We start from the raw sequence: 26,701 nt of genomic DNA on the forward strand, positions 1-26,701 counted from the left end.
TTAAGAATCATAAAATGATTCATTGAAATAAAACAAGCTGAAGAGGTGCCGGAGTTTACTACCGCGTTCTTCCAAAAAGCGCATGCCGGCATAGGGCGAGCTTTCAATCGCCGGTAACAACTATCACTGATATCTTGAAATATAAAGATTTATGCGGTATCGGAAAATACTATTGCATACTTCTAAAACTCATGTGCCGGTAATACGGCTCACTCAAATAACGATAAGTTCTCAGTATCAAGGATGCCGACCTGCGGGCATGCAGTCGTAATAAGAATGAAATGGTGGGTTCCCGCCTCTCAATAAATCTTCTTAAGAATCATAAAATGATTCATTGAAATAAAACAGGTTGAAGAGGTGCCGGATCTCACTACCGCATTCTTCCAAAAAATGCATGCCGGCACGGGGCGATCTTTCAATCGCCGGCAATACTGCTCACTCAAGTTGCGATAAGTTCTCGGCATCAAGGATGCCGACCTGCGGGCATGCAGTCGCAATAAGAATGAAATGGTGGGTTCCCGCCTTTCAATAAACCTTCTTAAGAATCATAAAATGATTCATTGAAATAAAACAGGCTAAAGAGGTGCCGGAGATTACTACCGCGTTCTTCCAAAAGAGTATGCCGGCACGGGGAGATTGTTATCGCCGGTATAGGACTTAAATTTAATTGCCGGCAGATGGTTAATATCCATTGCCGGCAATATTCATTCTTATTCGATTTTTTGTTCTCTTGCCAGGAGTTGATGAAGGGATGCATTGGGGAGAACATTTTTATGGAGAATCTTATAGACTTGTTGCGCAATTGGCAGATCAATGCCCATTGTCTCTCCCAATTCATAGATATTTTTAACAATATTGGCACCTTCTACCACTTGCCCAATCGTTTTAAAAGCATCGGCAGCTTTTTCCCCTTGTCCTAAAAGAAGTCCAAATCGGCGATTTCGGGATTGATTGTCCGTTGCGGTTAAAACTAGATCGCCAAGGCCTGTTAAGCCTTTAAAAGTCTCTGGATTTCCCTCTAATGCAATACCGAGGCGCGTCATCTCTGCTAATCCTCGGGTGATGAGTGCTGCTCTTGCATTGGCGCCAAAGCCTAAACCATCGGAGATTCCGGTTGCAATGGCGATCACATTTTTATAAGCGCCGGCAATTTGTACCCCTTTAATATCGAGGTTGCCATAAACCCGCATATTGCCGTGATGAAAAAGGGGAATCACTTCCGCAAGCTCTGCTTCGTTTTTGCCGGCAATGGCAATGGCGGTGGGGTAGAGTTTGGCTACTTCTTTAGCGAAACTTGGGCCTGAAAGTACGGTGAAATGCCCATTAGGAAAGGCCTGGTAGAAAGTATCGCTTAAAAAACCGTTAGTATCATGATCAAGCCCTTTTGTCGCGGAGATCACCGGCGGTAATGTTGTAAAATGGATCTCTTTTAACTTGTTAACAATCTCACTAAAAGCGGTAGAGGGGACGGCGATTAGAATATCGGTCGCGCCACTCATTGCTTCTTCAAAATCATCGAAGAGGGCGATCGTATCAGGGAAGGGGATCTCCGGCAAAAAGCGCTCATTAAGACGCAGTTTTTGCATCTCGGCAATATGTTCGCGATTGTGGCTCCACAATCTGACGGGGAATTTATTAGCAACATGGATGGCAAGTGCGGTTCCCCAAGAGCCGGCACCTATTACGGCAATCTCTCTACGCATTCAATCTCTCCTATTCTCTCAATACGGTTGTTGATCTCACAGTGATGATCTACTCAAAACTTAATTATTCGCCGATTCCACATATTGAAATTATTAAAATTGTGCAACATGCGAAATCTAATGATTGCTCTCTCATCATTGACTTGTCTGTTTTTAGATGAAAGAGGTTGTAAAAATTATAACATAGTGCGCTCATCGCTTGCGGGGAAAGGTCAAAGTGGGGAGGAATCGCACGAATAGGGAAGGGATGAGAAGAGGAAAGGTATCAATAGATAACATCAGTCAAAAACAGAAATATAGCTCATTAGATCGATACCACTCTAAATCGCAGACAAAAAGAAACCCCACTCAAAAGAGTGGGGCTTCTATCAGACGTTTACACGTTCTTCCAATAAAGCTTGATTGCTCAAGCGTTTAATTAGAAGTCGTGACGCATACCGATTGATACTACGTTGTCTTTTTTCTTGTCGTTGCCTTCACCAGCAAATTTAGTTTCGTTTGCACCATACTCAACCCATGCACGTGTGCGTGTAGAGAGTTTTTGCTCGAAACCAACCGCCCATGATTTAACTTTATCTTTGTCGCCATCAACTTTTACATGGTTCTCACCATAAGCTGCGCGAACAGTACTGAAGTAGTTAGGGCCAAATGAGAAGCTTGCACCTAAATCCCAACCTTTTGACTTAACTTTATCACCTTTTCCAGTCCAAACTGACACACCACGTTCTTCAGTAGTTAAGTCTGTAGGAAGTCTATGATTACCATCAGCATATGATGCAGATACTTTAAATGCATCCTGACCATAACCGAGCATTAAACCCCACATTTTTGATTTGTTGTTATCACCCATTTTACCTTGGATATAACCTGCTTTAGCAAGGATCGTTCCATTTGCGCCTAAATCATATGCATATTTCGCATTGATAGTCCAGAGGTCAACATTTTTGCTGTTGTTTGTTGCTTTTCCATTTTTACCAATGTATAAAGCATCGTCCATCATGATTGCTGCATTTGCTTGGAAACCAGCGAAATCTGGAGTTGTGTAAGCAATCACTTTACCAACGCGAGAAAATTTAGCACTGCTTAAAGCATCGATAGCATTTAATTCAGTTTGCTTTACGTCAAATTTACCTTCTTTGTCATATGCAGCTATAGAATGAGCACCCATTAAGTTAGTTGTCATTGCACGTTGTGCTGCAGAAGAGATCACATTACCGCCATTGAAGTCATCTGTAACAGTGTCATCAACGATCGTTACTTTGAATGGGTTGTCTTGGCGACCTGCAGTTACCGTACCCCAATCACCAGTTAAACCGAGGATTGCTTTACGTGTAGTCCACTTGCTGTCTTTACCTTCGTCTTGGATCATACCGTCGAAGCCCCACTCAAGGTTATAGATAACTGCGTTGTTGTTACCTAAATCTTCTGAACCTTTAAGACCGATACGTGAACCAGCGTCGTTTAAGTTAGAAACACGATTGCTAGTAAGTTTTTTGATACCATCCTGTTCTGGGTTCATTTTTTGAACTTTTTTGCTCTCGTAGTCGTAACGGATAGAACCGTAGAGAACAGTTTCAGCTTGCGCTGCGCCTAATGTTAAAACAGAAGCTACTGCTACTGCGAAAATACTTTTCTTCATCATAATCAATTATCCTTTCTGAAAGTGCCAACCGTTGGCAACGCTCATCTATATTTAAGTTCGAAATGAATCACTCCGAAGAAGTGTCCATTGCTGATAACAATAATAGCGGGAATGTATCCTGAACGCAACAGCTTTTCAGTAATATTTGTATTTTTGATAAAGAATAAGCGCAAAATAGTGATCTAAGTTGCCAATCAGGATAAAAAAACAACAACTATTTTACAGCATTCATCTATTTAGCAACAAAAAAGAGCCTCTACTGTTGCGAGTAGAGGCTCTCTCTTTACTATTTGTCTAAATTCTAATGATTCTTGCTGTGCAAGGCTCAATTAGAAGTCGTGACGCATACCGATAGATACTACGTTATCTTTTTGCTTATCTGAGTTATTGCCAGCAAATTTAGTTTCAGTTGCGCCATACTCAACCCACGCACGTGTACGTGTAGAGAGTTTTTGCTCGAAACCAACCGCCCATGATTTAACTTTATCTTTCTCACCAGCAACTTTCACATGGTTTTCGCCATATGCTGCACGGACAGTGCTGAAGTAGTTAGGACCAAATGAGTAGCTCGCACCTAAATCCCAACCTTTCGATTTTTGTTTTTGACCATTTTGATAGTCTGCATTAGCAACATCTTGTACTTTATGTGTGCCATCTGCATATGCTGCAGTTACACGGAGCTCATCAGAAACATAACCTAAGAAGAGACCCCAGATTTTTGAAGAGTAACGACCGTTATTGTTAGGAACAATGATGCCATCTTTTTTTGAACCTTCTGATGGAGCTCCTGCTACTTTACCTTGGATATAACCTAATTTTGCAAGGATTTGGCCATCAGCAGTTACATCATATGCATATTGTGCATTCACAGTCCAAAGGTCAGCGTTTTTACGGTTATTAGTTGGGTAGAGATTATCATCCATCATTACCGCTGCGTTTGCTTGGAAGCCTTCAAAGTTAGGTGTTGTATAAGCAATTACTTTACCAACACGCGAGAATTTAGCACTGTCTACAGTGTTGACAAAAGAACCTTCAACAAGTTTCCCTTTATCATTAAGCTTCTCACCAGAGAGGCCTTGTGCTAAGAGTGATGTGGTCATCGCACGTTGTGCTGCTGAAGAGATCACGTTACCGCCATTGAACTCATCTGTAACAGAGTCATCAACGATTGTAACTTTGAATGGGTTATCTTGACGACCTGCAGTTACTGTACCCCAATCACCGGTTAAACCGAGGATTGCTTTACGCGTAGTCCATTTGCTGTCATTACTTTCGTCTTGAACCATGCCATCGAAGCCCCACTCAAGGTTATAGATAACAGCGTTGTTGTTACCTAAATCTTCTGAACCTTTAAGACCGATACGTGAACCTGCGTCATTAAGGTTTGAAACACGGTTACTAGTTAAACGCTTTACACGTTTAGTTACCGCATTGCCTTCTTCTTCATGTACGGATTTCATTGGTTGAACTTTTTTGCTCTCGTAGTCGTAACGGATAGAACCGTAGAGAACTGTTTCAGCTTGCGCTGCGCCTAATGTTAAAACAGAAGCGACTGCTACTGCGAAAATACTTTTCTTCATCATAATATACACTCCAGTGGAATTGGGTGGCCGAACCACTTTTACAATAAACAGATTAAAACTGAGTGACTTTTGTCACGCTATGATTCGCATTTTAACGAGGGATTATCATTTAAGCAACTATTTTTTGGTAATAATGATAATTTAATTTCGATTGTTGTTTTTTTGCAACAATTAATTTTGATCGATTGAATAATCGAAATAGCTTTAACTCCTTGATTTTACTCTTTTGATAAGATGAGAGGGTATTTATATCGAGTCGCACTATAAAGAGAGTTTTTAAATTAATCTACTCAATGAGCTTATATTCGTAAGGCTAAAATTTTGAGGCAGATATTATAAAGTTCTTAGTTTACAATCGAGATTAAAGGTTAAATAGGTTCTCTATTGTGTTTGAACTCTCTTTGTTGTTTTTTTAATACAAGAAGAGAGTCTCTATATATACGTTATATAAGATCTCAATATCACTCTCAATATCACTTTAAATATTCAAAATATAATATTGAATTATAACCTTGAATGTTTCGTGAGGCGTTATCTAAAGAGATAATAAAAGAGCGACTCATCACTTTAATGATGGTCGCTCTTGATCTTATTAAATTACTCTTGTTGGGTGAGATAGCACCTTTTCACCTAGAAGAGCAGTTTCGCCACTTCGGTAAAGTGCTCGACAAAGTGGAGCTTTAATCCCTCTTTAAGATACTCCGGCAACTCATCGGCATCTTTCTGGTTCGCTTTCGGGAAGATGATCTCTTTAATGCCGACGCGTTTTGCGGCGATTAACTTCTCCTTCACACCGCCGATCGGGAGAACTTGGCCGATTAAGGTGAGCTCTCCTGTCATGGCGATATTTTTCGGAGCCTGATTGAGGGCAAGCGACATCAAGCAGGAGGCAAGGGTAATGCCGGCACTGGGGCCATCTTTCGGGATTGCGCCTTCCGGTGCATGGATATGGATAAAGGCTTTTTCAAAGAAGCTCTCCTGTAATCCAAGCTTTGCCGCATTGGCCATAATATAGCTATAAGCAATATTGGCCGATTCTTGCATCACCTCTCCAAGTTGCCCCGTTAACTTAATTCCTCTTTGTAACTCATGAATCTTCACCGCTTCCACAGGGAGCGTTACACCGCCGAGAGAAGTCCACGCAAGGCCGGTAACAACGCCCACATTTTGGATCGGCTTTTCCCGATTGAATCGAGGGTTGCCGAGGAAGGGGATAATCTCATTGACGCCAACGGTAAAGGATTCGAGGTTCTCTGTCTCAAATTTCACTGCCGCTTTACGCACAATTTTAGCTAGCTGCTTCTCAAGCTGACGCACTCCCGCTTCGCGCGCATAATCATCAATCACACGATCAACCGCTGCCGGCGTAATGCGAAGCTCTTTTTTATCAAAACCTGCTTTCTCAAGCTGTCTTGGCCAGAGATATTGGCGGGCGATCTTACTCTTCTCTTCTAAAATATAGCCTGAGAGGCGAATCACATCCATTCGGTCTAAGAGTGCCGGCGGAATAGAGTCGAGCGTATTGGCGGTACAGATAAAGAGTACATTTGAGAGATCGTAACGCACATCGAGATAGTGATCTAAAAAGTCGCTATTTTGTGCCGGATCGAGCACCTCAAGTAGGGCAGAGCCGGGATCACCTTGGAAGGATTGCCCCATCTTATCGATCTCATCGAGCATAATGACTGGGTTATCCACCTTGGTCTCTTTAAGTGCTTGGATCAATTTCCCCGGCATCGCACCAATATAGGTTCGGCGATGGCCTTTAATCTCCGCCTCATCGCGCGCGCCCCCTAAGCTAAAGCGATAAAATTGACGCCCTAAGCTATCGGCAACGGAGCGACCGATGGAAGTTTTCCCCACGCCCGGCGGACCGACCAGGAGAATAATGGTCCCTTTGATCTCCCCTTTCCGTTTCCCTACGGCAAGGGTCTCAATAATGCGATCTTTCACATCCTCTAAACCGAAATGATCACGATCTAAGATCTTGCGCGCCTGCTGGAGATTGAAGTTATCTTCACTCTGATTGCCCCACGGGAGATCGGTAATAATATCGAGATAGTTCCGCGTAACGCCATACTCTGGCGAGCCGGTCTCTAATACTTGCAGTTTCTCCAACTCATCATCGATTCGCTCTTGTGCCGCTTCAGGGATCACCTTATCGGCTAAGCGCTCAACAAATTTATCGATATCGGCGGCTTTATCATCTTTAGAGAGCCCAAGCTCTTGCTGAATCACTTTCAGTTGCTCACGTAAGAAGTATTGACGCTGCTGATCTGTAAGCTGATCTTCTACCTCTTCTCGGATCGAGCTGTGGAGTTTCGCTACCTTAATCTCTTGCTGAATAATGGAGAGCACCTTCCGAAGGCGTGGTACAAGCGGCACAGTGGCTAATACCTCTTGGAGCTCCTCTTTTGAGCCGGAGGTCATACTCGCGGCAAAATCAGCAAAGGGAGACGGATCGCTACTATTAAAACGGGTTAAAAAGTGTTTCAACTCCTCAGAGAAGAGCGGGTTGAAGGGGATCAACTCTTTTAATGCATTGATCACCGCCATCGAATAGGCACGAACCTCTTCCGATTTGGTGAGCATTCTTTCATCAAAATATTCCACCTGCGCCACAAAGGGGATCTCTTTGGAGATCCAGCGCTTAATGCGAAAGCGTTGAATACCTTGGGCAATAAATTGCACGCGACCATCTTCTCTATGAGGATGGTGAATATGTACTAACGTGCCATACTCATAGAAGTTATCGGTCTTTAATGTAGAAGGATCTTCTTGATCGGTTAAAACTAAGCCGACAACGCGAGTGCGGTTATCCATAATGGAATCGAGCGTCGTCAACCACGGCTCCTCATTTAAGAGGAGAGGCGCTATCTGTGGCGGAAAGAAGGGACGATCATTGAGCGGAAGGATATGGATAATGTTTGAAACGGTATCCCCTTCAATAATGACCTCGTTATGCCCTTTGACATCGCTGTCAATCGCCGGAAGTGTCGTTTTTTTATCTTCACTCATAAGATTCCTTAATACCTTAATCCTTTTTTATATCTGTTATCGCTATGGACAATGGGGGTTAAAAAGAAGATATCAACCTCCTGAGAAGATTTTACTTTGCGTAGAAATTGCTTTCTATCGGTTTCGATTCTTCTCCATAATGGGTGAAATGTTATCGATCTGTAATGGCCCCTATATATACTATGTCATTTCTTACTTCTTCCTTAGTCTGCTCTTAGTCATCTTTCGCTTATCTCAATTATCTACAATTATCTACTTATGCAGTTATCCTGTGGATAACTTTGTGGGTAACCTCTCGATAACCTTGTGTAGAAGCTCTGGAAAAGTTCTCTACTAGCTCTGTTAAGGAGGTAAGTTAGAATGGTATTGCCGGAATAATTTTGAAATATTTGCCGAAAAATGGCATAAAGAGGGATTGAATTAAAATTGTTGTTCTCTCTTTACGAAGATGATCAGTCACCAAGATGATCAATTTGAATCATTGATTTTAGTGATCACTTATCTCTCCTTTTCTCGGTATCAACTCCGTATCGATCTAGCTTCGAGATCACTTGATCTGCCGGGATCCTATTAAAAATGTTTCCCATGAAACAATGGATGCCGACTGCTTCATCATCAACCTTTAGCATTCGGTGAATCTAGGCCGAAAGCCTGCTCGAAGAGTCAGGGGAGGACAGTGTAGCGACTGAAGAGGTTAGTGTTGAAAAAAGAGAACAGAACGAACCGAAGGAACAGAGTCAATAGAGCGAAAATAGATAAGGCAACAGACTCGGATCAAAACCACCTCAAGACCGCTATCGATCATCTACAATATTGAATCGAAGGTCTGTAACAAATGATCCGCCAGAGATGATCCGTCATCGCGATAATAATAGTAACGACAAATAATAGTAAGAATAGTAAGAATAGTAAGAATAGTAGGCGTGAAAGAGCCGCCCTAAGTGCGCTTGAGAGAGCGTCATGAGATAGAAATAGATGTAGGAGAGTACGATATGTTAAAAGAGATTCCCGTTGATGCCGCGCATCAAAAGTTTGCAGAGAGAGCGAAAGAGATTGTCGGAGAGAAGGCTGTCTATACCGACTTCTTCTATCGGTTTGCGTATGGCACAGATGCGAGTCTCTACCGCTATATCCCGCAGGTGGTGGTGCGTGCAGGAGATGAGGCAGAAGTGATCGAGCTGATCAAAGCGGCAAAAGCGTGCCAAGTGGCGCTCACTTTCCGTGCATCAGGAACATCACTCTCCGGACAGACATCGAGTGGCTCTGTCTTAGTGATGTTGGGAAATGCCTTCACTAAATTAGAGATTAGCGAGGGTGGTGATCTTGTGACTGTCGGGCCGATGGTGATTGGGGCGATGGTCAATAAGGCATTAAAACCTTATCAGCGTAAAATCGGGCCCGATCCGGCATCGATCAATGTCGCGCGCGTGGGTGGGATTGTGGCCAATAATAGTAGCGGCATGTGTTGTGGCACAAAGCATAATAGCTACCATACATTGGCCGATATCCGACTTGTCCTTAATGATGGCACGGTACTTGATACGCGTGATCCGGAGAATGTGGCACAATTTCGCCAAAGTCATGCCAAATTTTTAACGCATCTCGCTCAATTGCGCCAACGAATTATTGAAAATCCGCTCTTAAAAGAGAAGGTGGCGGTAAAATATCGTATTAAAAATACTACCGGTTATGGCGTTAATGCGCTGATCGATTATGAAGATCCGATCGATATCTTAAAGCATCTCATTGTCGGCTCCGAAGGAACGCTCGGCTTTGTGAGTGAAGTGGTCTATCGCACGGTGCCGGAGTATGATCATAAAGCTTCTGCCTTTGTCTATTTTACCTCTTTAAGGGAGTGTTGTGAGGCGGTAAAAGCTCTACGGGCCGATGCGCCGGTGGAGGCGGTGGAGCTCTTCGATGGCCGAACGCTTCATCTTGTGGGGGAAGAGATCCCCGATCTTCCTGGCTTCTTCTATCGTCCTCTCAATAAGGATAGTGCTTGTCTCTTGATTGAAACTATGGGGGAGAGCGCTTCTGAGCTGCGAGCAAAGATCGATAAGATCGAATCCGTTCTTGCCGATTACAATGTGGTGGAGGCCACAGGCTTTCAGACCGATCCTGAGATCACAACGCAATATTGGAATACACGAAAAGGGCTCTTTCCGATTGTGGCGAAAGGGCGTAAAAGTGGTGCGGCAATTATCCCGGAAGATGTGGTCTTTCCGATGGAGCATCTTGTTGAGGGAGTGCAGGCATTAACGAAGCTCTTTGAGAAGCATAATTTCCCAGAAGCGACTATTATGGGGCATGCATTAGAGGGGAATCTCCACTTTATGTTAGCGCCGACGATGACATCGAAGAAGAAGATCAAGCAGTTCGATGCCTTTATGGATGAGCTTGCTGAGGTGGTTGCCGTTAAATATAACGGTTCATTAAAGGGGGAGCATGGCACCGGGCGTAATATCGCCCCCTTTGTTGAAGCGGAGTGGGGCGAGGAGATCTATCAGGTGATGCGCGATATTAAAGCGCTCTTCGATCCCGATAAGATCTTCAATCCCGATGTGATTATTACCGATAATAAGAAGCTCCATATCACCTCCCTTAAGCAGATTCCGGTGGCGGATAAGTTGATTCATGACTGTGTTGAGTGCGGTTTTTGTGAGCCGGCATGTCCTTCCGATGGTCTCTCTTTAACGCCAAGACAGCGTATTGTCGCTTACCGTAATATGCAGGCATTGCCGAGAACGGGGGAGAGCGGCAAGCTCTTTGCAAAGATGAATCGCGCCTTTCAATATGCCGGCATCGATACTTGTGCCGAGACGGGAATGTGTGCGCTTCGTTGCCCATTAGGGATCGATACCGGGAAATTTATCAAATCGATTCGCCCCGTTAATAGTCGCGCGCTACTTCGTATTGCCGGCAATCACTTTGCTTTAGCCGAGAAGCGGATGCGCTTTACGGTCAATATGGCGCATAAAATCGGGATCGATCGTACGCACAATTTAACGCAGGCGGCTCATAAGATCTTTAAGGGAATTCCTGTTGTTCCGAAGGCGATGCCGGAGGTCTCTTCAAGCTTACCGGCATTACCGGTGCCGAGTAAAATTGAGAACTCGGTTGTCTACTTCACCACCTGTGTCAATCGTAATATGCAGGAGCTCAAGCGAGAGAAGGGCGGTGCGCCGGAAAATACCTTTGATCATGTGATCAGCCTACTGCATAAAGCAGGCTTTACCCCATTCTTCCCCGATAAGATCTCCGGCATCTGTTGTGGACAGCCATTTGTATCGGCAAAGGCGCCTTTAGAAGCGGATAAGATGGCGCGTCATCTTAATGAGGTTCTTCTAAAAGCCTCTCGCTATGGGGAGATTCCCATCTATGTGGATAATGCGCCGTGTGCCTTGCAGGTACATGATCTACAAAAACGGGGTCTGCTCGATGAGCGTCTGATTCTCTATCACTCTGTAGAGTTTCTCTTAAAAGAGGTCGCGCCGAAATTGACGATGAAGCCGAAGATCGACAAACTCCTTCTCCATACGCCCTGTTCTGTGGCAAAAGATGGCGGTGGAGAGATGCTCCTCAAGTTAGCGCAAAAATGTGCGAGGGAAGTGGTCTCCACCAATATTGAGTGTTGTGGTTTTGGGGGAATGAAGGGCTTTACCGTGCCGGAGATCAATCAAAATAGTCTTCAACGTCTGCCAGCAACGGTGAAACAGGATTATGAGATCGGCGCATCGATGAGTAAAACATGTCAGCTCGGTTTAACGACTCATACCGGATTGCAGTTTAAGAGTATCGAAGCGCTTCTTGATGAGTGTGCGTTATAATATCTCTATTAGGTAGTAGATTGTAGTAGATAGAGAAGTCGGATCGCTTCAGCCACGTTCTCTATCGCTCTACTTCAGTTATCGATTTGATCGATAGCGTGATCGGTGTGATCCATGATTTAAGAATTTAAATAGAAGGAAAGAGTCATAATGATATTAGTACAGATGAATTTCGATTTCCCCATCGAGATGATGGGGGACGCATTAACCGAGGGAGCGAAATCTCTGGCAGAGAGCATCAATCAAGAGCCGGGATTTCTCTCTAAAATCTGGATCGAAAATAGTGAAACAGCGGAGAGTGGCGGTATCTATCTCTTTAAAGATCGTGAAAGTGCCGAGAATTATGTGGCAATGCATTGTGCGCGTGTTGAAGCGATGGGTGCAAAAAATATTAGCGTGAAATATTTCTCCGTCAATGAGCCTTTAAGTGCCATTAATCAATTTACGGTGGCCTCTAAGTAGACTCCATTTCAATAGAGAAGAAAGAGTGAATCTTATCGATAAGATGATCGATCAGCTTCACTCTTTTTTTTGATTTTAATTACGGGCATGTATCGGCAAAAAAGGCTAAACGCTGCCGGATCTTACTAGCGTGTTCTTCCGCAAATCGCGTGCCGGCAGATAATGGTCTCAATCGCCGGCAGTTACATTTTAAATAGTGATAATTTTCCGGTATCAAAGATGCCGTCCTGCGGGCGTGCACCGGTAAAAAGAGCGAAATGGTTGGTTCCCGCACCTCCATAAATTTTCTTAAGAATTATTGATTGATATAAAAAAGCTGAACGGTGCCGGATCTTACTAGCGTGTTCTTCCAAAGATTATGTACCGGCAATGGGGCATCAAAGATGCCAACTTGCGGGCATGCACCGGTGAAAAGAGCGAGATGGTTGGATCCCGCACCTCCATAAATCTTCTTAAGAATTATTGATTGATACAAAAAAAGCTGAACGGTGCCGGATCTTACTAGCGCGTTCTTCCACAAATCGTGTGCCGGCAAGAGCAAATCTCAATCGGCGGTCATTAAATCGCCGGCAGTTACATTTTAAATAGTGATAATTTTCCGGCATCAAAGATGCCGATCTGCGGGCATGCACCGGTGAAAAGAGCGAGATGGTTGGCTCCCGCGCCTCCATAAATTTTCTTATACATGATTGTTTATTTTAGAGCTTATTTCGAAATATTATAGAGATATTATCAAAAGATTAATGACCTCTGATTTTAAAAGAGAGCCTCTTAATTGTCGTACTCGATCAAAAAAGAATTAAAATTTTTAGGGAGAGATTAAAATTCCTTTCAGAATCAAGGTGCATAAATTTTTTCTAATGGATATTTATCGACAATTGTAAAAATGGGGAATTTGAGAGATCACTATTAATGATTAACAATATATTAATGAGAATTTAATAGAGATTTGACATCTGTAAAGTTAAATATAATTATTTTAAAATAATGTGAAATGTTATAAAGTGAAAGAGTACATTAATGATCTCACGCCAAAAGCATGAGCGTTGTTAGCTGTACATTTGATACTTAATAAGTACTCAACAACTTTTATAAGGAGTTACATTATGGGCTCAATTGGTAGTATGACTAAACCTGAATTAGGCTTTCTCGCAGCTGCGGTGCAATATCCTGTACCGATTGTGAATAGTCGAGCAGATATCGATAAGCAGATCGAAAATATCGTTCGCATTATTCATCATACAAAGGCGGGTTATCCGGGCTTAGAGCTGATTATCTTTCCTGAATATAGTACGCAAGGGTTAAATACAGAGAAGTGGTTAACTGAGGAGTTTCTCCTAGATGTTCCCGGAAAAGAGACCGATATCTTTGCACAAGCTTGTAAAGAGGCCGGTGTTTATGGCGTCTTCTCTATTATTGAACGTAATCCCGATCCTACTAAAAACCCTTATGATACGGCGATCATTATCAATCCAGAGGGGGAGATCTGTCTTAAATATCGTAAGCTTTTCCCCTGGACGCCGATTGAGCCTTGGTCACCGGGTAACTTAGGCATGCCGGTTTGTGATGGTCCTGGCGGTAGTAAGTTAGCGATCTGTATTTGTCATGATGGAATGATTCCAGAAGTTGCGCGTGAAGCGGCTTATAAAGGGGCAAATGTCTATATTCGTATCTCCGGTTATAGTACGCAGGTACAAGATCAGTGGATTTTAACGAATCGTTCTAATGCATGGCATAACTTGATGTACACCATCTCTGTAAACTGTGCAGGTTATGATGGAACCTTCTACTACTTTGGAGAAGGGCAGATCTGTAACTTTGATGGAACGGTATTACAGCAGGGAACTCGCTCTCCAGGAGAGATCGTTACCGGGGAGATCTACCCGATCCTTGCCGATGGTGCGCGAAGAACTTGGGGCTTAGAGAATAATATCTACAACCTCGGAAGTCGTGCATATGTAGGCGATCCCGGCGGAGATCCAGAGACTGAATTAACCTATATCCATGATCTTGCCAATGGAAAATATAAATTACCATGGGATGATGAGATCAAGATTAAAGATGGTTCGATCTACGGTTACTCCGAAAAAGGGAAGAAGCATTGGGAGGAGTAATTCTCAAAGTCGCTTCATCGATATTGTTTAAAGGGTGTTTAAAGACCGATTAAAGGTTGAATAAATATCGATTAAAGTTCGATGAAGTTAGAATCTTCAACTGTAAGATAGTAATAGAGGCTGAGTTCCGATGAATTCAGCCTTTTACTATTTTTTGATTGAAAATAGAGGCTGATGAGTTGCCGGATCTTACTATCGCATGCTTCCGCAAACTGCGCGCCGGCAAGGGGTGATCTCAATTGGTGGTCATTAAATCGCCGGCAATTACATCTAAAATAGTGTGATGATTTTCCGGCACCAAAGATGCTGTCCTGCGGGCATGCACCGGTAAAAAGAGCGAGATGGTTGGATCCCGCACCTCCACAAATTTTCTTAAGAATTATTGATTGATACAAAAAAAGCTGAACGCTGCCGGATCTTACTATCGTGTTTTTCCGCAAATCCCGCGCCGGCAGATGGTGATTTTATCGTTAATCAAAACTCAACTTTGGACTCTTAGCCAAACCCCAATGGTAACCATTAGGATCGGCGATAATGGCAAAGCGATCTCCCCATGCAGAGTCGTAAGGCTCTGTAATAGCTGTTCCGCCGGCATCTAATGCATTGCGGAAAGTCTGATCAACATCATCAACATAGAGATAGAAGTAGCTTGTCAATTGTTGTTGTGGCATAAAATCGATCGGCGCACGAGTATCGGAACCACGAACATTTTGCGGAACAAACATTAAGATCAGCTCACCTAAATAATTCATCTCCACATGCTGACTCTCAGCACCCGGTCTATCCTCAAAGCGTAATTCAAAACCGAAAGCCTCTTGATAGAAACGTTTACTCTCCACAACATCAACAACTGTTAGATGGGGAACTAATAAGCGGGAAGCGAGCCAAGGTGTGCCACTCTCAGTTGCCGCAAGCCGTTGCGCTTTTTGGCTCTCTACTTGATCATTCACCTGAAGTTGTGCTTTTTCTGCCATCACCATCTCTCCTCCCGTTATTAATGATAAGGATAATGCCATCGCCGGCAATAATCGCTTTTGAACCCTTTTATTAAGCGGTTGTCTATTGTTTGAATGTTCCATCTCTTTCCCCTTTGATTTTTTATTGTTATCTTTTGTTGTAATTTTTTGTCTCTTGAGATCACTCAAGGTGAGACAGTGGGTGTTTTTTGAAACCTCAAATAGAGATAGCACGATCTTTTCTTACTCTGCAAACAATGAGCGATCAATCGAGTAATAAAGAGGCAATGTTATGTATGGAATATCGCATGCTCTTTTTGTTAAAAGCTTGATTTTATCAATGATCTCAAGCTTAAAATAAAAAACTCCCAAACGCTGATAACGCTTGGGAGTTTTATCGGTTTTATTGCACCTATTTTAGCAAAAATTCTCTTTTCTGCTGTTTTTTAGGCTAAAACCTTTAATTTGTTTTGCTAGTTGAACTATTTTCGAAGGAATCTTCTTCGGGTTGTATCATTTTTGATGCAGGTTCAACGTGAGTTGTAATCATTATCGCTGATGATTACTTCTTCTTCGCAGCAATTACTTCAATTTCGATTAACCATTCTGGGAATGCTAAACCTTTGACTTCAAATGCTGAGCGTGCTGGAACTTTTGTCTCAGCGCCTTCACCGAAGAATTGCGCATAACCTTTCATAAAGCCGGCAAAATCCATTTTACCAAGATCAGGATCAGCGACTAAGTAGACTTGCATTTTAACAATATCACCCATCGTTAAACCTTGCTCTTCTAAGGTCTTTTTGATGGAGTTGAGAATGCCGACAGTCTGCTCTTCTGTTGTACGAGCAAAAGTACCATCTTCCAATTTTGGTGGAACTGCACCGCTGAGGTAGTAAGTTGTTACATCGCTTGGAACTTCAACGACAGTTGAGATGGGAAATCCACCCGGAGCTGCTGTTCTTACGATATCATCTGCCATTGCGCCACCCATTGTTATGCCTGCTGCAAGCAGGATTGCTGTTAGTTTTTTCATTCCTATTTCCTTTTTTATCGATGTTATTCACCTTATCACTTCTTGATGAGAAGTGGATAAAAGATCGCTTTTTTGAAGCGACTATTGATGATAACGATTTAAGGGTACCGTTCGATGCTCTCACCCGTCTGCAAAGATGCGAAGAAGTGATAGGAACCCCTCTTTTATGAGTATTGGAAAGAGAAGTAAATCGATCGGCAAGAACGGTGCATTATAGGGGGAAATAGCGGGGAGTAAAAGCAAATCTTCGAAAAGCGTATAGATTTTTAGCAGTTACTTTCTCTCTCTGTAAAGAGATCTCGGCAGAGAGAATCTCTCGGATTACTATTTTTTTCTTTCTTCTGCTCCATTTGCTTTTAAAGAGGAGACAAGCTATAACTGTAATGGTCTGCATCTATAAAAGGTGCAGATGATTTCGCTAGGGGTGCCCAATGAAGTTGGGCTGAGATTAGCATGAATTATGCTTAAACCCTCAGGACCTGATCTGGCTAGTACCAGCGTAGGGAAGTAAACAATCTATAGTAGATCTGTAAAGCGTTAGAGATAGGCGGATGATTGGAGATTCATTAAGGATCAATCAGCTTGTTGCTAAAGAAGAATAGGTATCTACTGTGTCGATTAGGCCTGAGTTATTCGCGATATGATCGTTGAAGCTCAGGTTTTTTTGTACCAATTTACGCCTATGCCAGAATCTCGTCTTTTATTTTTAGGATAATAAAGGAGAGGTTTTTATGCCACAACAATCAATCACGTTAATGAAGCAGTTTCCCAAGAGTCGCAAAGTCTATGTTGAAGGAAGTCGACCTGATATCTTAGTGCCATTTCGTGAGATTGAATTGAGCGATACGCTTGGCCCAAAAGGGGAAGTGATCGAGAAGAATGAACCATTTCGCGTCTATGATACCAGTGGTCCTTATACCGATGAGAATTATCAAGTCGATCTTACAAAAGGATTGCCGGCACTCAAAAGAGATTGGGTGATAGAGCGTGGCGATGTGGAGGAGTATGAGGGGCGTGTAAAGAGTGCGCGTGATGATGGCTACAAGCGTGAAGATGATCCACGTATCAATGAAGGTGTCTTCCCAGGATTAAAGCGTAAACCGCTACGTGCAAAGCCGGGGATGAATGTGACGCAGATGCATTATGCGCGTAAAGGAATTATTACGCCGGAGATGGAGTTTATCGCGATTCGTGAGGGGATGACGCCGGAGTTTGTGCGTGATGAAGTCGCCGCAGGACGGGCGATTATTCCCTCAAATATCAATCATCCCGAAGCCGAACCGATGATTATTGGTAAAAATTTCCATGTGAAGATCAATGCCAATATCGGTAACTCAGCGATCACCTCCAATATTGAAGAGGAAGTGGAGAAGATGACTTGGGCAACCCGTTGGGGCGCTGATAATGTCATGGATCTCTCAACAGGAAAGGATATCCATAAAACACGTGAGTGGATTATCCGTAACTCCGCAGTACCGATCGGAACGGTGCCGATCTATCAAGCACTCGAAAAAGTGAATGGTATTGCTGAAGATCTCAACTGGGAAGTTTTCCGCGATACCTTAATTGAGCAGGCAGAGCAGGGGGTCGATTACTTTACGATTCATGCCGGCGTTCTGCTTCGCTATATTCCCATGACAGCCAATCGTGTGACCGGTATTGTCTCGCGCGGTGGATCGATCATGGCGCAGTGGTGTTTAGCACATCATAAAGAGAACTTTATCTATGAGCATTTTGAAGAGATCTGTGAAATCATGAAGCAGTATGATATCTCTTTCTCGCTTGGTGATGGTCTGCGTCCAGGATCGATTGCTGATGCCAATGATGAAGCGCAATTTGCAGAGCTTAAGACGCTCGGTGAATTGACAGAGATTGCCTGGAAGCACGATGTACAGACGATGATTGAAGGCCCAGGACATGTGCCGATGAATAAGATCAAAGAGAATATGGAGATGCAGGAGAAGTATTGTCATGATGCACCTTTCTATACATTAGGCCCATTAACAACCGATATTGCACCGGGCTATGATCATATTACTTCAGCAATTGGTGCGGCGCAGATCGCTTGGTATGGTACAGCAATGCTCTGCTATGTGACGCCGAAAGAGCATTTAGGGCTTCCTAACCGTGAAGATGTACGTGCCGGTGTTATCACCTATAAGTTAGCAGCGCATGCGGCCGACTTAGCAAAAGGGCATCCAAATGCACAAAAACGAGATGATGCACTCTCAAAAGCACGTTTTGAATTCCGCTGGGAAGATCAATTCAATCTCGGTTTAGATCCAGAGCTTGCGCGTGAATATCATGATGAAACGCTCCCACAAGAGGCGGCAAAAGTCGCACATTTTTGCTCAATGTGTGGTCCTAAATTCTGTTCAATGCGTATCTCTCAAGATATTCGCCGGGAAGCACAAGCGAAAAACCTTGCCGAAGCGCCGGAAGAAGTACGTGTTGCAATTGAAGGCATGAAGCAGAAATCAGAAGAGTTTAAAGAGCAAGGGCAGCAGATTTATAGTTAATTACCCTTGGGAATAATTTGTTGAGATAATTGCTGTATTAAGTAATATTTTTAGAAAACTCTCTTGTCGAGTCGGCAGGGGAGTTTTTTTGCATGCATGCTTGACTGATTATTGATTGGTTTGTGATTGTTATATAAAAAATATTGCCCAAGATTTTATGAATAGACTAAAATGTATTCAGTAATTGGCAATTTTTGCCAAAATATTAGGAGGCAATATGAGTACGATGAATATATCTTTGCCGGAATCATTAAAAGAATTTGTCGAAGATAAAGTTCAAAATGGAACTTATAGTACAAATAGTGAATATGTAAAAGATTTGATTCGTAAGGAATTAGAGCGTGAAAAGCTTCGAAATATTTTATTAGAAGGGGCAAGATCTCCTTGCTCTGAGCAAGCTTTAGATCAGCACTATTTTCAGAACTTACGAAACAGAGTATTCTCTAAATAGTTTTTATGATAGACAACAGACAGATTACTCAATCAACATTAGCAGAGCAAGATATTGAAAATGCTCTGCTTTATTATATGGAAGAATCGGCAAGATTTGCGCTCTCTTTTATTGATGATTTAGAAAAAACGATTCAGCATATTGGTGAACATCCCTCAAGCGGCTCAACTCGTTATGCTTATGAATTGGGCATTCCTAATTTGCGAAGCTGGCAATTAAAACGTTTTCCTTATCTAATTTTTTATATGGAAGAAGATAATAGCATTTATGTTTGGCGCGTGTTGCATGCGCATTCGGATATTCCTAGCTGGATGAAATAATAGTATTAGCAATACATTATTTCCCTTGGAATAAAATGATTTATGATATTTTTATTCAATGATAAATAAACTTTGATATGTACTAAGATGAAAAATGAATTTAAGGCGTATTATCAATCTAAAAATGAGCTTGATGTAAAAGAACTCTGGAAAAATGATAAAACGATCTTTGTATTTGATACGAATGTTCTGATTAATTTGTACCGTTATAAAAAAGAAACAGTAGACGATTTTATTAAATTAGTGAAAACATTGAGGGATCGTGTTTTTATTCCCTATCATGTGGGACTTGAATATCATCGGAATAGACTAAAACCTATTATTGAAAATCGAAGCGAGATTAATAAGCTTTCATCTGAATTGGCAAGATGCTGGGATAATGAAAAGTTTAAAAAGTTAATAGATAGTCGCTCTGTTAATAAGCATCCTTCACTTGCAAAATTGCTTCAAGAAATATTGCAGACTTTTGATGAGCAGAAAGCTAAGGTCGATGAGGAGATTAAAAATATTTCTCGAAAGGAGCTTCATGTCACGGCTCAAGATCGTATTAGAGAGGATATTTTAGAAATTTTTGGCGGAAACTTAGGGAAAGCTCCAGAAAATCAAACATGGCTAGATGAATTATATAAAGAAGGGGAAGAACGATATAAAAATGAAATTCCCCCTGGATATAAAGATCAAAATAAAGACTTAGATGGAACTGATAGCTTTCAATATAAAAAATTGATTTATAAAAGAAAGTTTGGTGACCTTATTATTTGGAAACAGATTTTACAGTATGTGGAATTTCAAGATGATATAGATAATGTTGTATTCATTACAGATGATTTAAAAGAAGATTGGGTATATCGAGTCAACTCACAGGGTTATAAGGTTATTGGCGCAAGAATTGAGCTAATTGATGAATATGCGCAAGTAAAACCGGCTGGAGTATTTTCTGTGTATAGCTCTGATGAATTTATTGAAAATGGCAATAATGTATTTGATTTAGAAATAGCTGAAGGTTCTGTTGAGGATGTCAGGTTTAATTTGCATGAGTTTTATGAAAGAGTTAATCATTTGAATAATATAGTGCCTCAACCGCTTAAAAAACTTATGGCTAATGACTTGTTTAAAACTCTGCACCATATAAGTACTGTTAATAATTTAAGGTCTCAGGCATTGAATGGTGAAATTGATAAAAAAATAGTAGAAAAATCTCAATTAGAGATGCATTTAAAAGATCTTTTTATTGCCTCTAATGCCTCAATTTCTTTAGATGAATATCTTGAACTTGAAAAGCATATTGAAGAAATTCAAGATCAAATAAAAAACATTGATCTTGAAATTTCTGAATTAAAAGAAGGGTTGTAGTTCTACTTTGAAGGTAAGCCTTTTATTAGGCTAACAATCCACCCAATCACGAAGCCGGCAATTGCAGGGAGGATCCAGCCCATATTGACATCGGAAAGTGGGAGTAAGTTATCGAAAAATGAGGTAATGCTAAAAATGATCGGGTTTTGGCTAATCACTTCAGAGGATGCTTTTAAACCTTCAACTACCGCAATTATAAAGGTAAAGCCGATTGTAAATTGATAGACAATCTTCTTGTGATGAAAAAGGGGTGAGGCAAAAGCTAAAAAGACCAAGGTGATCGCTAATGGATAGAGGAACATCAATACCGGAATAGAGATACTGATAATAGCGGTTAGTCCCACATTTGCAATCAGCATACTAATCAAGCTAAAGAGATGAACAAAAGTGCGGTAAGAGATCTTAGGAAAGAGCTGATTAAACATCTCCGCACAGGCGCAGATCAGGCCGATTGCAGTTTTGAGACAGGCAACGGTAATGATAATCGCTAAAAGAATCGAGCCATAGGCACCAAAGTAGTAAGTTGCGATCTGTGCAAGAGCGATACCACCATTTTCAGAGAGCGGATAAGCATTGAGACTCATCGCGCCGATATAAGCAAGACAACCATAGATCACACTCATTAAAATTAAGCTGATAATTCCCGACTTAAAGGTATCTTTGGCAATATCGGTCGTATTTGTCACTCCAAAACTTTTGATCGCATTAACCACAATAATCCCAAAAGCGAGAGAAGCTAAGACATCCATAGTATTATAGCCTTCAGTAAACCCTTTAAAGAAAGGGCTTCCTTGATATGCCGGTTGAATAGCTAATGGTTCGATCTCCCCCATCGGTTTAATAAAGGCGCTAATAATTAAGAACGCAAGAAAGAGGAGAAAGAGCGGATTGAGAACCTTGCCAATCCACATCATAATATTGCTAGGGTTGAGCGATAAGATCCACGCAAGTAGAAAGAAGAGAATCGTAAAGATTAAGAGGGCAATGGTATATTGATCTTCACCTAGGAATGGGGTTAAACCGATCTCAAAGGAGACAGTTGCTGTACGGGGAAGGGCGAAGAATGGACCAATCGTGAGATAGAGAACCATCGTAAAGAAGAGCCCGTAAGCCGGAGTGATACGACTTGCTAGATCATATAGACCATTACTTTTGGAAAATCCAATCGCCACAACACCTAAAAAGGGGAGACCGACCCCGGTGAGAATAAATCCAATCGTTGCCATTAAGGTAGAAGCTCCTGCTTCTTGCCCCATATGTACCGGAAAGATTAAGTTGCCGGCGCCAAAAAATAGACCAAATAACATCGACCCAACGGTGATGTAAGATGCTAGAGAGAGTTTGTTATTCTTCATATCTTATCTCGAATTTTAAAACGTCCCTTTTGGGGACAAAATGAACCTGTAGGTTTTGCCTAAACGTTGATGACTTTACTAAAAAAATCGAGAGCTTGTTGAATTTTTTATAAGTTGTTAAAAATGGAATGTCGGATAAATTCTCTCCAATTAGTGTATAGTGCTCCTTTCTTTTAGATAGGTGTACACGCTTTATGTCTTTTAACTCCCTCGGTTTACGTGATGAACTTTTAACAGCAATTAGTGACGCTGGATATAGTGAGCCTACACCTATCCAACAACAAGCGATTCCGATCATCCTCAAAGGGCGTGATCTGATGGCCTGCGCGCAGACGGGAACGGGTAAAACCGCCGGGTTTACACTTCCAATTTTAGAATTAATGAGTCAAACATCCGTAACAGGTGTAGCGAAAAGTGGGCAGAATAGACAAAATAGAAGAGCTGTTCGAGCGTTGATCCTCTCTCCTACAAGGGAGTTGGCGGCGCAGATCCATGAGAATCTTGTGATCTATAGCCGACACCTTAAACTTCGCTCTCTAGTGGTCTTTGGTGGAGTGAGCATCAATCCTCAAATGATGAAACTTCGTGGTGGTGTCGATATCTTAGTAGCAACGCCTGGTCGTCTTCTCGATCTAGAGCAGCAAAATGCGGTCGATCTCTCTCAAGTTGAATATCTTGTATTAGACGAAGCAGATCGTATGTTAGATATGGGTTTTATCCATGATATTCGGCGCGTTCTCTCTAAACTACCGGCAAAGAGACAGACTTTACTCTTTTCAGCTACCTTTTCTCCAGAGATTACGACCCTTGCAACAAAGTTATTGCATCAGCCTGCAACAGTTGAGATTGAAAGAGAGAAGCCGGCATCCGAGCAGGTGACTCAAGAACTCTATTTTGTCGATAAAACACGAAAAAGAGAACTTTTATCCCATCTAATAGAGCGGGAGAATTGGCAACAGGTCTTAGTTTTTTGCCGAACAAAACATGGTGCTAATCGTTTAACAGAATATCTTAATAATAGAGGGATTGTGGCGGCTGCGATCCATGGCAATAAGAGTCAAGGAGCAAGGACGAAAGCCTTAGCGGATTTCAAAGCCGATGCTCTTCAGGTTTTAGTAGCGACAGATATTGCCGCTCGTGGTATCGATATTGCTGAGCTCCCTTTTGTGGTGAATTTTGATCTCCCTAGTGTGCCGGCAGATTATGTGCATCGTATTGGGCGAACAGGGCGAGCAGCGGCAACCGGTAAAGCTGTTTCACTGGTTTGCATCGATGAGCAGAAGCTCCTAAAAGATATTGAACGCCTTCTGAAAAAAGAGATCCCTAAAGTGACTATTGCCGGCTTTGAGCCCGATCCAACGATTAAAGCAGAGCCGATAGAAACAAGGCGTGGCGGCAGAGGTCGGGGAAGCAGTCATGGAAATAGTCGTAGCGCAGGTAGAGGGCGTGGACGAGACCAATCACCACAGGGTCGTAATAGTGGTGAGAAGACCGAGAGTAGTGAAAAGAGCACAAAAAGCAGAACTCGCCGAAGAGCTAATGGCGAGAATGCCGGTAATCACTTAGGAAATGCCGGAAGCGGACGAGGTGAGAGCAAACCATCAAGTACTTCAACCGCGGATCGGCCAAGACGTCGCCGTAGAGTGAAGAAGGTGGAAGAGAGATAACTCTCTATCTCTATTTAATAAGAAACAAGGAAACAGATCGGATGTTATTCGATCTGTTTTTTTATTGTTATCTAGGTTATCAAAACATCAAAAAAACATCAATAATAGTGATAAGTCCGAGCGAAAGGGCTCTTAAGGGCAAAGATCACTGGTAAATGTATGAGGCTCTTCACCTCTTTGACACTTCTGCTCTGTGAATTTCTCATCGATCCCCCAAATAGGGGTCTCATCTTGGATCGATTGCTTAACGATATAGGTGGTTCTGATTGCTGAGATAGAATCATCTAACAAGCCTGATTCCGTAAGTGTAATCATCACCGCATCGGGAGATTCAACACGATTGGGTTTTTGAGTTAAGGTTATTGTGGAGAGTTCCTCATGATCTAGAAAGTTATTTTCTGCCAAGATGGCTTGAAGCGGTGTACGATAACCGATGGCTTCTTCTGCTGAGTTATCTTCTTGCGCAATTGCAAGAGTGGTTAGTAGTGCCGGCAATGTTAGTGCCATGATTAATTTTTTCATCTTAATATCCTCAATGGTATCTTTATCACATGCGATTAAGTCATGCCTCTAATAGATCATATTACTATCTTTCATTACTACATCATCGTCTACCTTACATCTTTTATCTTATTTTTTACCTCATCTTTTATCTCATCTTCTACCTATCTGATCTTCATTCTCATCTCAGAGAGAGAAATAGAACGTATGATATACCCGTTATTTTCGAGGGACGAAGAGCAGAAGCAATCCTGCAAAAATAACAAGTAGTGCGCCTAACCAACCCCAAAAACCTAATGTCTCATTCCAGATAAAATGGGAGAGTAGAGCACCAAATACGGCATTAAGGTAGTAGAAGGGCGCTAAAATCGAAGCATCGGTCAATGTATTAGCGCGTGTTACCCAAATTTGCCCGAGTGATCCAAAGAGCCCCATCAATAAGACAACACCCCAAACGGCAAGTGATGAGGGAAGGCTGAATTCGGTAAAGAGTGCTAAGCCTAAAGCGGAAACTATCCCGGTTAAAGAGAAGTAGAAGACAATCTCCTCTCCTTTAGCCACGCGGCTGACTCTTTTGATCGCCACCATCGCCATCGCAACAAAGACTCCTGCAATAATCGGAAGAAGAGAGAGTACGGTAAATTGTGGTTTATCCACATCTGCTAACATCCAAACGCCGGCAAGTGCTAAAAGAAAGCTCGGGATTAAGACCCAATTGAGACGCTCTTTGAGCCAAATAAAAGCTAATATCGGCACAAAGAGCGGTGTAAGTGAGCGTAGAACCGTGGCATCAGAGAGTGGAAGTACCTTTAAAGAGATAAAGATTAAGATCATGCCAATCTGGCCCGATAGGGAGCGAATCGCATGAAGAGGTAAGCGCTTGATGGAGTTTCGCATCTCGCCAGAGTAGTAGAATGCCGGCAATACCCAAAAGAGAGTGACTAGATTCCGAAAGAAGATAATAGTTGCCGTCGAGATATCATTGCTCAACCATTTGATGGAGCTATCCATTAGGGCAAATGCGATCTGAGAGATAAAGACAAAGAAGATACCAAGTAGTAGCGGATTGCGCATAGAGAGACTCTATTTATAAAGTGAAGGCAGGTTAATGCATGATGAAGTGATGATCCTGATACCTATTATTGATATCCATTAATATAGATATCAAATTATACGGATATTATCTTAATAGCAATATAGTGTAGTAATGGATCGCTCCAAATTAGATATCTCCCACTTGCTTTAATTGATTCTTATTCATTCTTATCTGCTTCTATTTACTCTTATATAATTCAATGAGTTGATCTACTTTTAGAGTGTAAGAATCACATTTTAGGTAGAGTTTTTCAAAAAAAGAATCAAAAAGAGTTGCAAATAAAAATGAAAGGGGTAAGATACATCACCTCAGACGACACAGCGCTTCTGAGACAGTCAAAGCTTTAACCTATTAGTAGTCAGTTTTAAGCAGGTTTTAATATAGTTTTTAACATCTTGCTAATGGGGATTTGAGTAGGATTCGAAATTGAGATTCAAGCTGAAATCAAAATCGGAAAACTCAAAAAAATAGTTAAAAATAAGTTTGACAAGTTGATAAAGCATCTGTAATATAGTTCGTCTGCTTAGGGCGGTAAGAGATTCAGGATTGAGTTCACTTTAGCCTAACCCTAAAGTTCTTTAACAAATTAATCTTAAGTAAGTTTGTATGGGGGCTTGTATTTGTTTGCGTGAGCAAAAGAATAGAAGTCTAACCAAACAATTCCAGCATCTATTTTTTTATAATGGAAATAGAAGCAGTAATTGAGCAGTAACGTAAGTTACATGGTTAGATCGAAAGATTTAAACATTATAGAGATTAAACTGAAGAGTTTGATCCTGGCTCAGATTGAACGCTGGCGGTATGCTTAACACATGCAAGTCGAACGGCAGCACGAGGAGAGTTTACTCTCTTCGGTGGCGAGTGGCGGACGGGTGAGTAATGCATAGGAATCTACCTTTTAGTCTAGGATAACTACCCGAAAGGGTGGCTAATACTGGATGTGGACTACGGTTTAAAGCAGGGGATCTTCGGACCTTGCGCTAAGAGATGAGCCTATGTGGGATTAGCTAGTTGGTGAGGTAACGGCTCACCAAGGCGACGATCTCTAGCTGGTTTGAGAGGATGATCAGCCACACTGGGACTGAGACACGGCCCAGACTC

17 protein-coding genes, 1 rRNA gene and 1 riboswitch are annotated in these 26,701 nt (G+C 42.0%); of the genes, 9 read left to right on the forward strand and 9 right to left on the reverse strand.

What is annotated here, in order from left to right:
• Positions 1-710: 710 nt before the first annotated feature.
• From DC082_RS08960 to lon, 4 genes are all read right to left on the reverse strand, one after another.
• On the reverse strand, positions 711-1,703 hold the full coding sequence (locus tag DC082_RS08960; RefSeq protein WP_109236665.1) for an NAD(P)H-dependent glycerol-3-phosphate dehydrogenase: 993 nt from the start codon (positions 1,701-1,703) through the stop codon (positions 711-713).
• A gap of 418 nt (positions 1,704-2,121) precedes the next feature.
• On the reverse strand, positions 2,122-3,345 hold the full coding sequence (locus tag DC082_RS08965; protein WP_109236666.1) for a porin: 1,224 nt from the start codon (positions 3,343-3,345) through the stop codon (positions 2,122-2,124).
• A 329-nt stretch (positions 3,346-3,674) separates the two neighbouring features.
• Positions 3,675-4,928, reverse strand: a complete 1,254-nt coding sequence (locus DC082_RS08970; RefSeq protein ID WP_109236667.1) for a porin — start codon at positions 4,926-4,928, stop codon at positions 3,675-3,677.
• Positions 4,929-5,558: 630 nt separating this feature from the next.
• A complete protein-coding gene (gene lon, locus DC082_RS08975; protein WP_109236668.1) occupies positions 5,559-7,946 on the reverse strand; it encodes an endopeptidase La in 2,388 nt (795 codons plus the stop codon).
• A 992-nt stretch (positions 7,947-8,938) separates the two neighbouring features.
• Here lon and DC082_RS08980 point away from each other — a divergent pair.
• The 3 genes from DC082_RS08980 to DC082_RS08990 all read left to right on the forward strand — a co-directional run bounded on the left by DC082_RS08980 (position 8,939) and on the right by DC082_RS08990 (position 14,349).
• Positions 8,939-11,773 (forward strand): FAD-binding and (Fe-S)-binding domain-containing protein, encoded by a 2,835-nt coding sequence (locus tag DC082_RS08980; RefSeq protein ID WP_109236669.1) that lies wholly within the window; start codon positions 8,939-8,941, stop codon positions 11,771-11,773.
• 150 nt (positions 11,774-11,923) lie between these two features.
• Positions 11,924-12,235, forward strand: a complete 312-nt coding sequence (locus DC082_RS08985; protein WP_275665823.1) for a monooxygenase — start codon at positions 11,924-11,926, stop codon at positions 12,233-12,235.
• A gap of 1,106 nt (positions 12,236-13,341) precedes the next feature.
• Positions 13,342-14,349: a formamidase gene (locus DC082_RS08990; protein ID WP_109236671.1), complete on the forward strand. Its 1,008-nt coding sequence runs from the start codon at positions 13,342-13,344 to the stop codon at positions 14,347-14,349.
• Positions 14,350-14,819: 470 nt separating this feature from the next.
• Here the strand turns inward: DC082_RS08990 and DC082_RS08995 are convergent, their stop codons facing one another.
• Together DC082_RS08995 and DC082_RS09000 are read right to left on the reverse strand one after the other, a co-directional pair.
• Positions 14,820-15,428: a VOC family protein gene (locus DC082_RS08995; protein ID WP_229821702.1), complete on the reverse strand. Its 609-nt coding sequence runs from the start codon at positions 15,426-15,428 to the stop codon at positions 14,820-14,822.
• 439 nt (positions 15,429-15,867) lie between these two features.
• Positions 15,868-16,338 (reverse strand): RidA family protein, encoded by a 471-nt coding sequence (locus DC082_RS09000; RefSeq protein WP_109236672.1) that lies wholly within the window; start codon positions 16,336-16,338, stop codon positions 15,868-15,870.
• Positions 16,339-16,748: 410 nt separating this feature from the next.
• Positions 16,749-16,861, forward strand: a riboswitch (TPP riboswitch).
• A 208-nt stretch (positions 16,862-17,069) separates the two neighbouring features.
• Here DC082_RS09000 and thiC point away from each other — a divergent pair.
• From thiC to DC082_RS09020, 4 genes are all read left to right on the forward strand, one after another.
• A complete protein-coding gene (thiC, locus tag DC082_RS09005) occupies positions 17,070-18,857 on the forward strand; it encodes a phosphomethylpyrimidine synthase ThiC (RefSeq protein ID WP_109236673.1) in 1,788 nt (595 codons plus the stop codon).
• 217 nt (positions 18,858-19,074) lie between these two features.
• The gene (locus DC082_RS09010) at positions 19,075-19,308 is read left to right on the forward strand and encodes a type II toxin-antitoxin system ParD family antitoxin (protein ID WP_109236674.1); all 234 of its coding nucleotides are present in this window, start codon (positions 19,075-19,077) and stop codon (positions 19,306-19,308) included.
• Between the two features lie 5 nt (positions 19,309-19,313).
• Positions 19,314-19,628 carry a type II toxin-antitoxin system RelE/ParE family toxin gene (locus tag DC082_RS09015; RefSeq protein WP_109236675.1) on the forward strand — a complete coding sequence of 105 codons (315 nt, stop codon included), beginning with the start codon at positions 19,314-19,316 and terminating at the stop codon, positions 19,626-19,628.
• Between the two features lie 87 nt (positions 19,629-19,715).
• The gene (locus DC082_RS09020; protein ID WP_109236676.1) at positions 19,716-20,981 is read left to right on the forward strand and encodes a PIN domain-containing protein; all 1,266 of its coding nucleotides are present in this window, start codon (positions 19,716-19,718) and stop codon (positions 20,979-20,981) included.
• Between the two features lie 2 nt (positions 20,982-20,983).
• On the opposite strand, the gene brnQ is transcribed toward DC082_RS09020, so the two are convergent.
• Positions 20,984-22,336 carry a branched-chain amino acid transport system II carrier protein gene (brnQ, locus tag DC082_RS09025; RefSeq protein WP_109236677.1) on the reverse strand — a complete coding sequence of 451 codons (1,353 nt, stop codon included), beginning with the start codon at positions 22,334-22,336 and terminating at the stop codon, positions 20,984-20,986.
• A gap of 194 nt (positions 22,337-22,530) precedes the next feature.
• On the opposite strand from brnQ, the gene rhlE reads away from it, so the two are divergent.
• Complete coding sequence (gene rhlE / locus DC082_RS09030; RefSeq protein ID WP_109236678.1) at positions 22,531-24,003, forward strand: ATP-dependent RNA helicase RhlE; 1,473 nt, start codon at positions 22,531-22,533, stop codon at positions 24,001-24,003.
• Between the two features lie 132 nt (positions 24,004-24,135).
• Here the strand turns inward: rhlE and DC082_RS09035 are convergent, their stop codons facing one another.
• Together DC082_RS09035 and DC082_RS09040 are read right to left on the reverse strand one after the other, a co-directional pair.
• Positions 24,136-24,525 carry a hypothetical protein gene (locus DC082_RS09035; RefSeq protein ID WP_109236679.1) on the reverse strand — a complete coding sequence of 130 codons (390 nt, stop codon included), beginning with the start codon at positions 24,523-24,525 and terminating at the stop codon, positions 24,136-24,138.
• Positions 24,526-24,723: 198 nt separating this feature from the next.
• Entirely contained in the window at positions 24,724-25,578 is an 855-nt protein-coding gene (locus DC082_RS09040; protein WP_109236680.1) for a DMT family transporter, read from the reverse strand.
• A 780-nt stretch (positions 25,579-26,358) separates the two neighbouring features.
• On the opposite strand from DC082_RS09040, the gene DC082_RS09045 reads away from it, so the two are divergent.
• Positions 26,359-26,701 (forward strand): 16S ribosomal RNA (locus DC082_RS09045); the annotation flags it as partial.

It is taken from the genome of Ignatzschineria indica, assembly GCF_003121925.1.
Lineage (GTDB): Bacteria > Pseudomonadota > Gammaproteobacteria > Cardiobacteriales > Wohlfahrtiimonadaceae > Ignatzschineria > Ignatzschineria indica.

Excerpts from the sequence above, each read along its gene's own strand:
- DC082_RS08995 (WP_229821702.1), bottom strand. The coding sequence starts at position 15,428 with ATGGAACATTCAAACAATAGACAACCGCTTAATAAAAGGGTTCAAAAG.
- DC082_RS08980 (WP_109236669.1), top strand. The coding sequence starts at position 8,939 with ATGTTAAAAGAGATTCCCGTTGATGCCGCGCATCAAAAGTTTGCAGAG.
- thiC (WP_109236673.1), top strand. The coding sequence starts at position 17,070 with ATGCCACAACAATCAATCACGTTAATGAAGCAGTTTCCCAAGAGTCGC.
- DC082_RS09010 (WP_109236674.1), top strand. The coding sequence starts at position 19,075 with ATGAGTACGATGAATATATCTTTGCCGGAATCATTAAAAGAATTTGTC.
- DC082_RS09035 (WP_109236679.1), bottom strand. The coding sequence starts at position 24,525 with ATGAAAAAATTAATCATGGCACTAACATTGCCGGCACTACTAACCACT.
- rhlE (WP_109236678.1), top strand. The coding sequence starts at position 22,531 with ATGTCTTTTAACTCCCTCGGTTTACGTGATGAACTTTTAACAGCAATT.
- DC082_RS09015 (WP_109236675.1), top strand. The coding sequence starts at position 19,314 with ATGATAGACAACAGACAGATTACTCAATCAACATTAGCAGAGCAAGAT.
- DC082_RS08970 (WP_109236667.1), bottom strand. The coding sequence starts at position 4,928 with ATGATGAAGAAAAGTATTTTCGCAGTAGCAGTCGCTTCTGTTTTAACA.
- DC082_RS08960 (WP_109236665.1), bottom strand. The coding sequence starts at position 1,703 with ATGCGTAGAGAGATTGCCGTAATAGGTGCCGGCTCTTGGGGAACCGCA.
- DC082_RS08985 (WP_275665823.1), top strand. The coding sequence starts at position 11,924 with ATGATATTAGTACAGATGAATTTCGATTTCCCCATCGAGATGATGGGG.
- brnQ (WP_109236677.1), bottom strand. The coding sequence starts at position 22,336 with ATGAAGAATAACAAACTCTCTCTAGCATCTTACATCACCGTTGGGTCG.
- lon (WP_109236668.1), bottom strand. The coding sequence starts at position 7,946 with ATGAGTGAAGATAAAAAAACGACACTTCCGGCGATTGACAGCGATGTC.
- DC082_RS09020 (WP_109236676.1), top strand. The coding sequence starts at position 19,716 with ATGAAAAATGAATTTAAGGCGTATTATCAATCTAAAAATGAGCTTGAT.
- DC082_RS08965 (WP_109236666.1), bottom strand. The coding sequence starts at position 3,345 with ATGATGAAGAAAAGTATTTTCGCAGTAGCAGTAGCTTCTGTTTTAACA.
- DC082_RS09000 (WP_109236672.1), bottom strand. The coding sequence starts at position 16,338 with ATGAAAAAACTAACAGCAATCCTGCTTGCAGCAGGCATAACAATGGGT.
- DC082_RS08990 (WP_109236671.1), top strand. The coding sequence starts at position 13,342 with ATGGGCTCAATTGGTAGTATGACTAAACCTGAATTAGGCTTTCTCGCA.
- DC082_RS09040 (WP_109236680.1), bottom strand. The coding sequence starts at position 25,578 with ATGCGCAATCCGCTACTACTTGGTATCTTCTTTGTCTTTATCTCTCAG.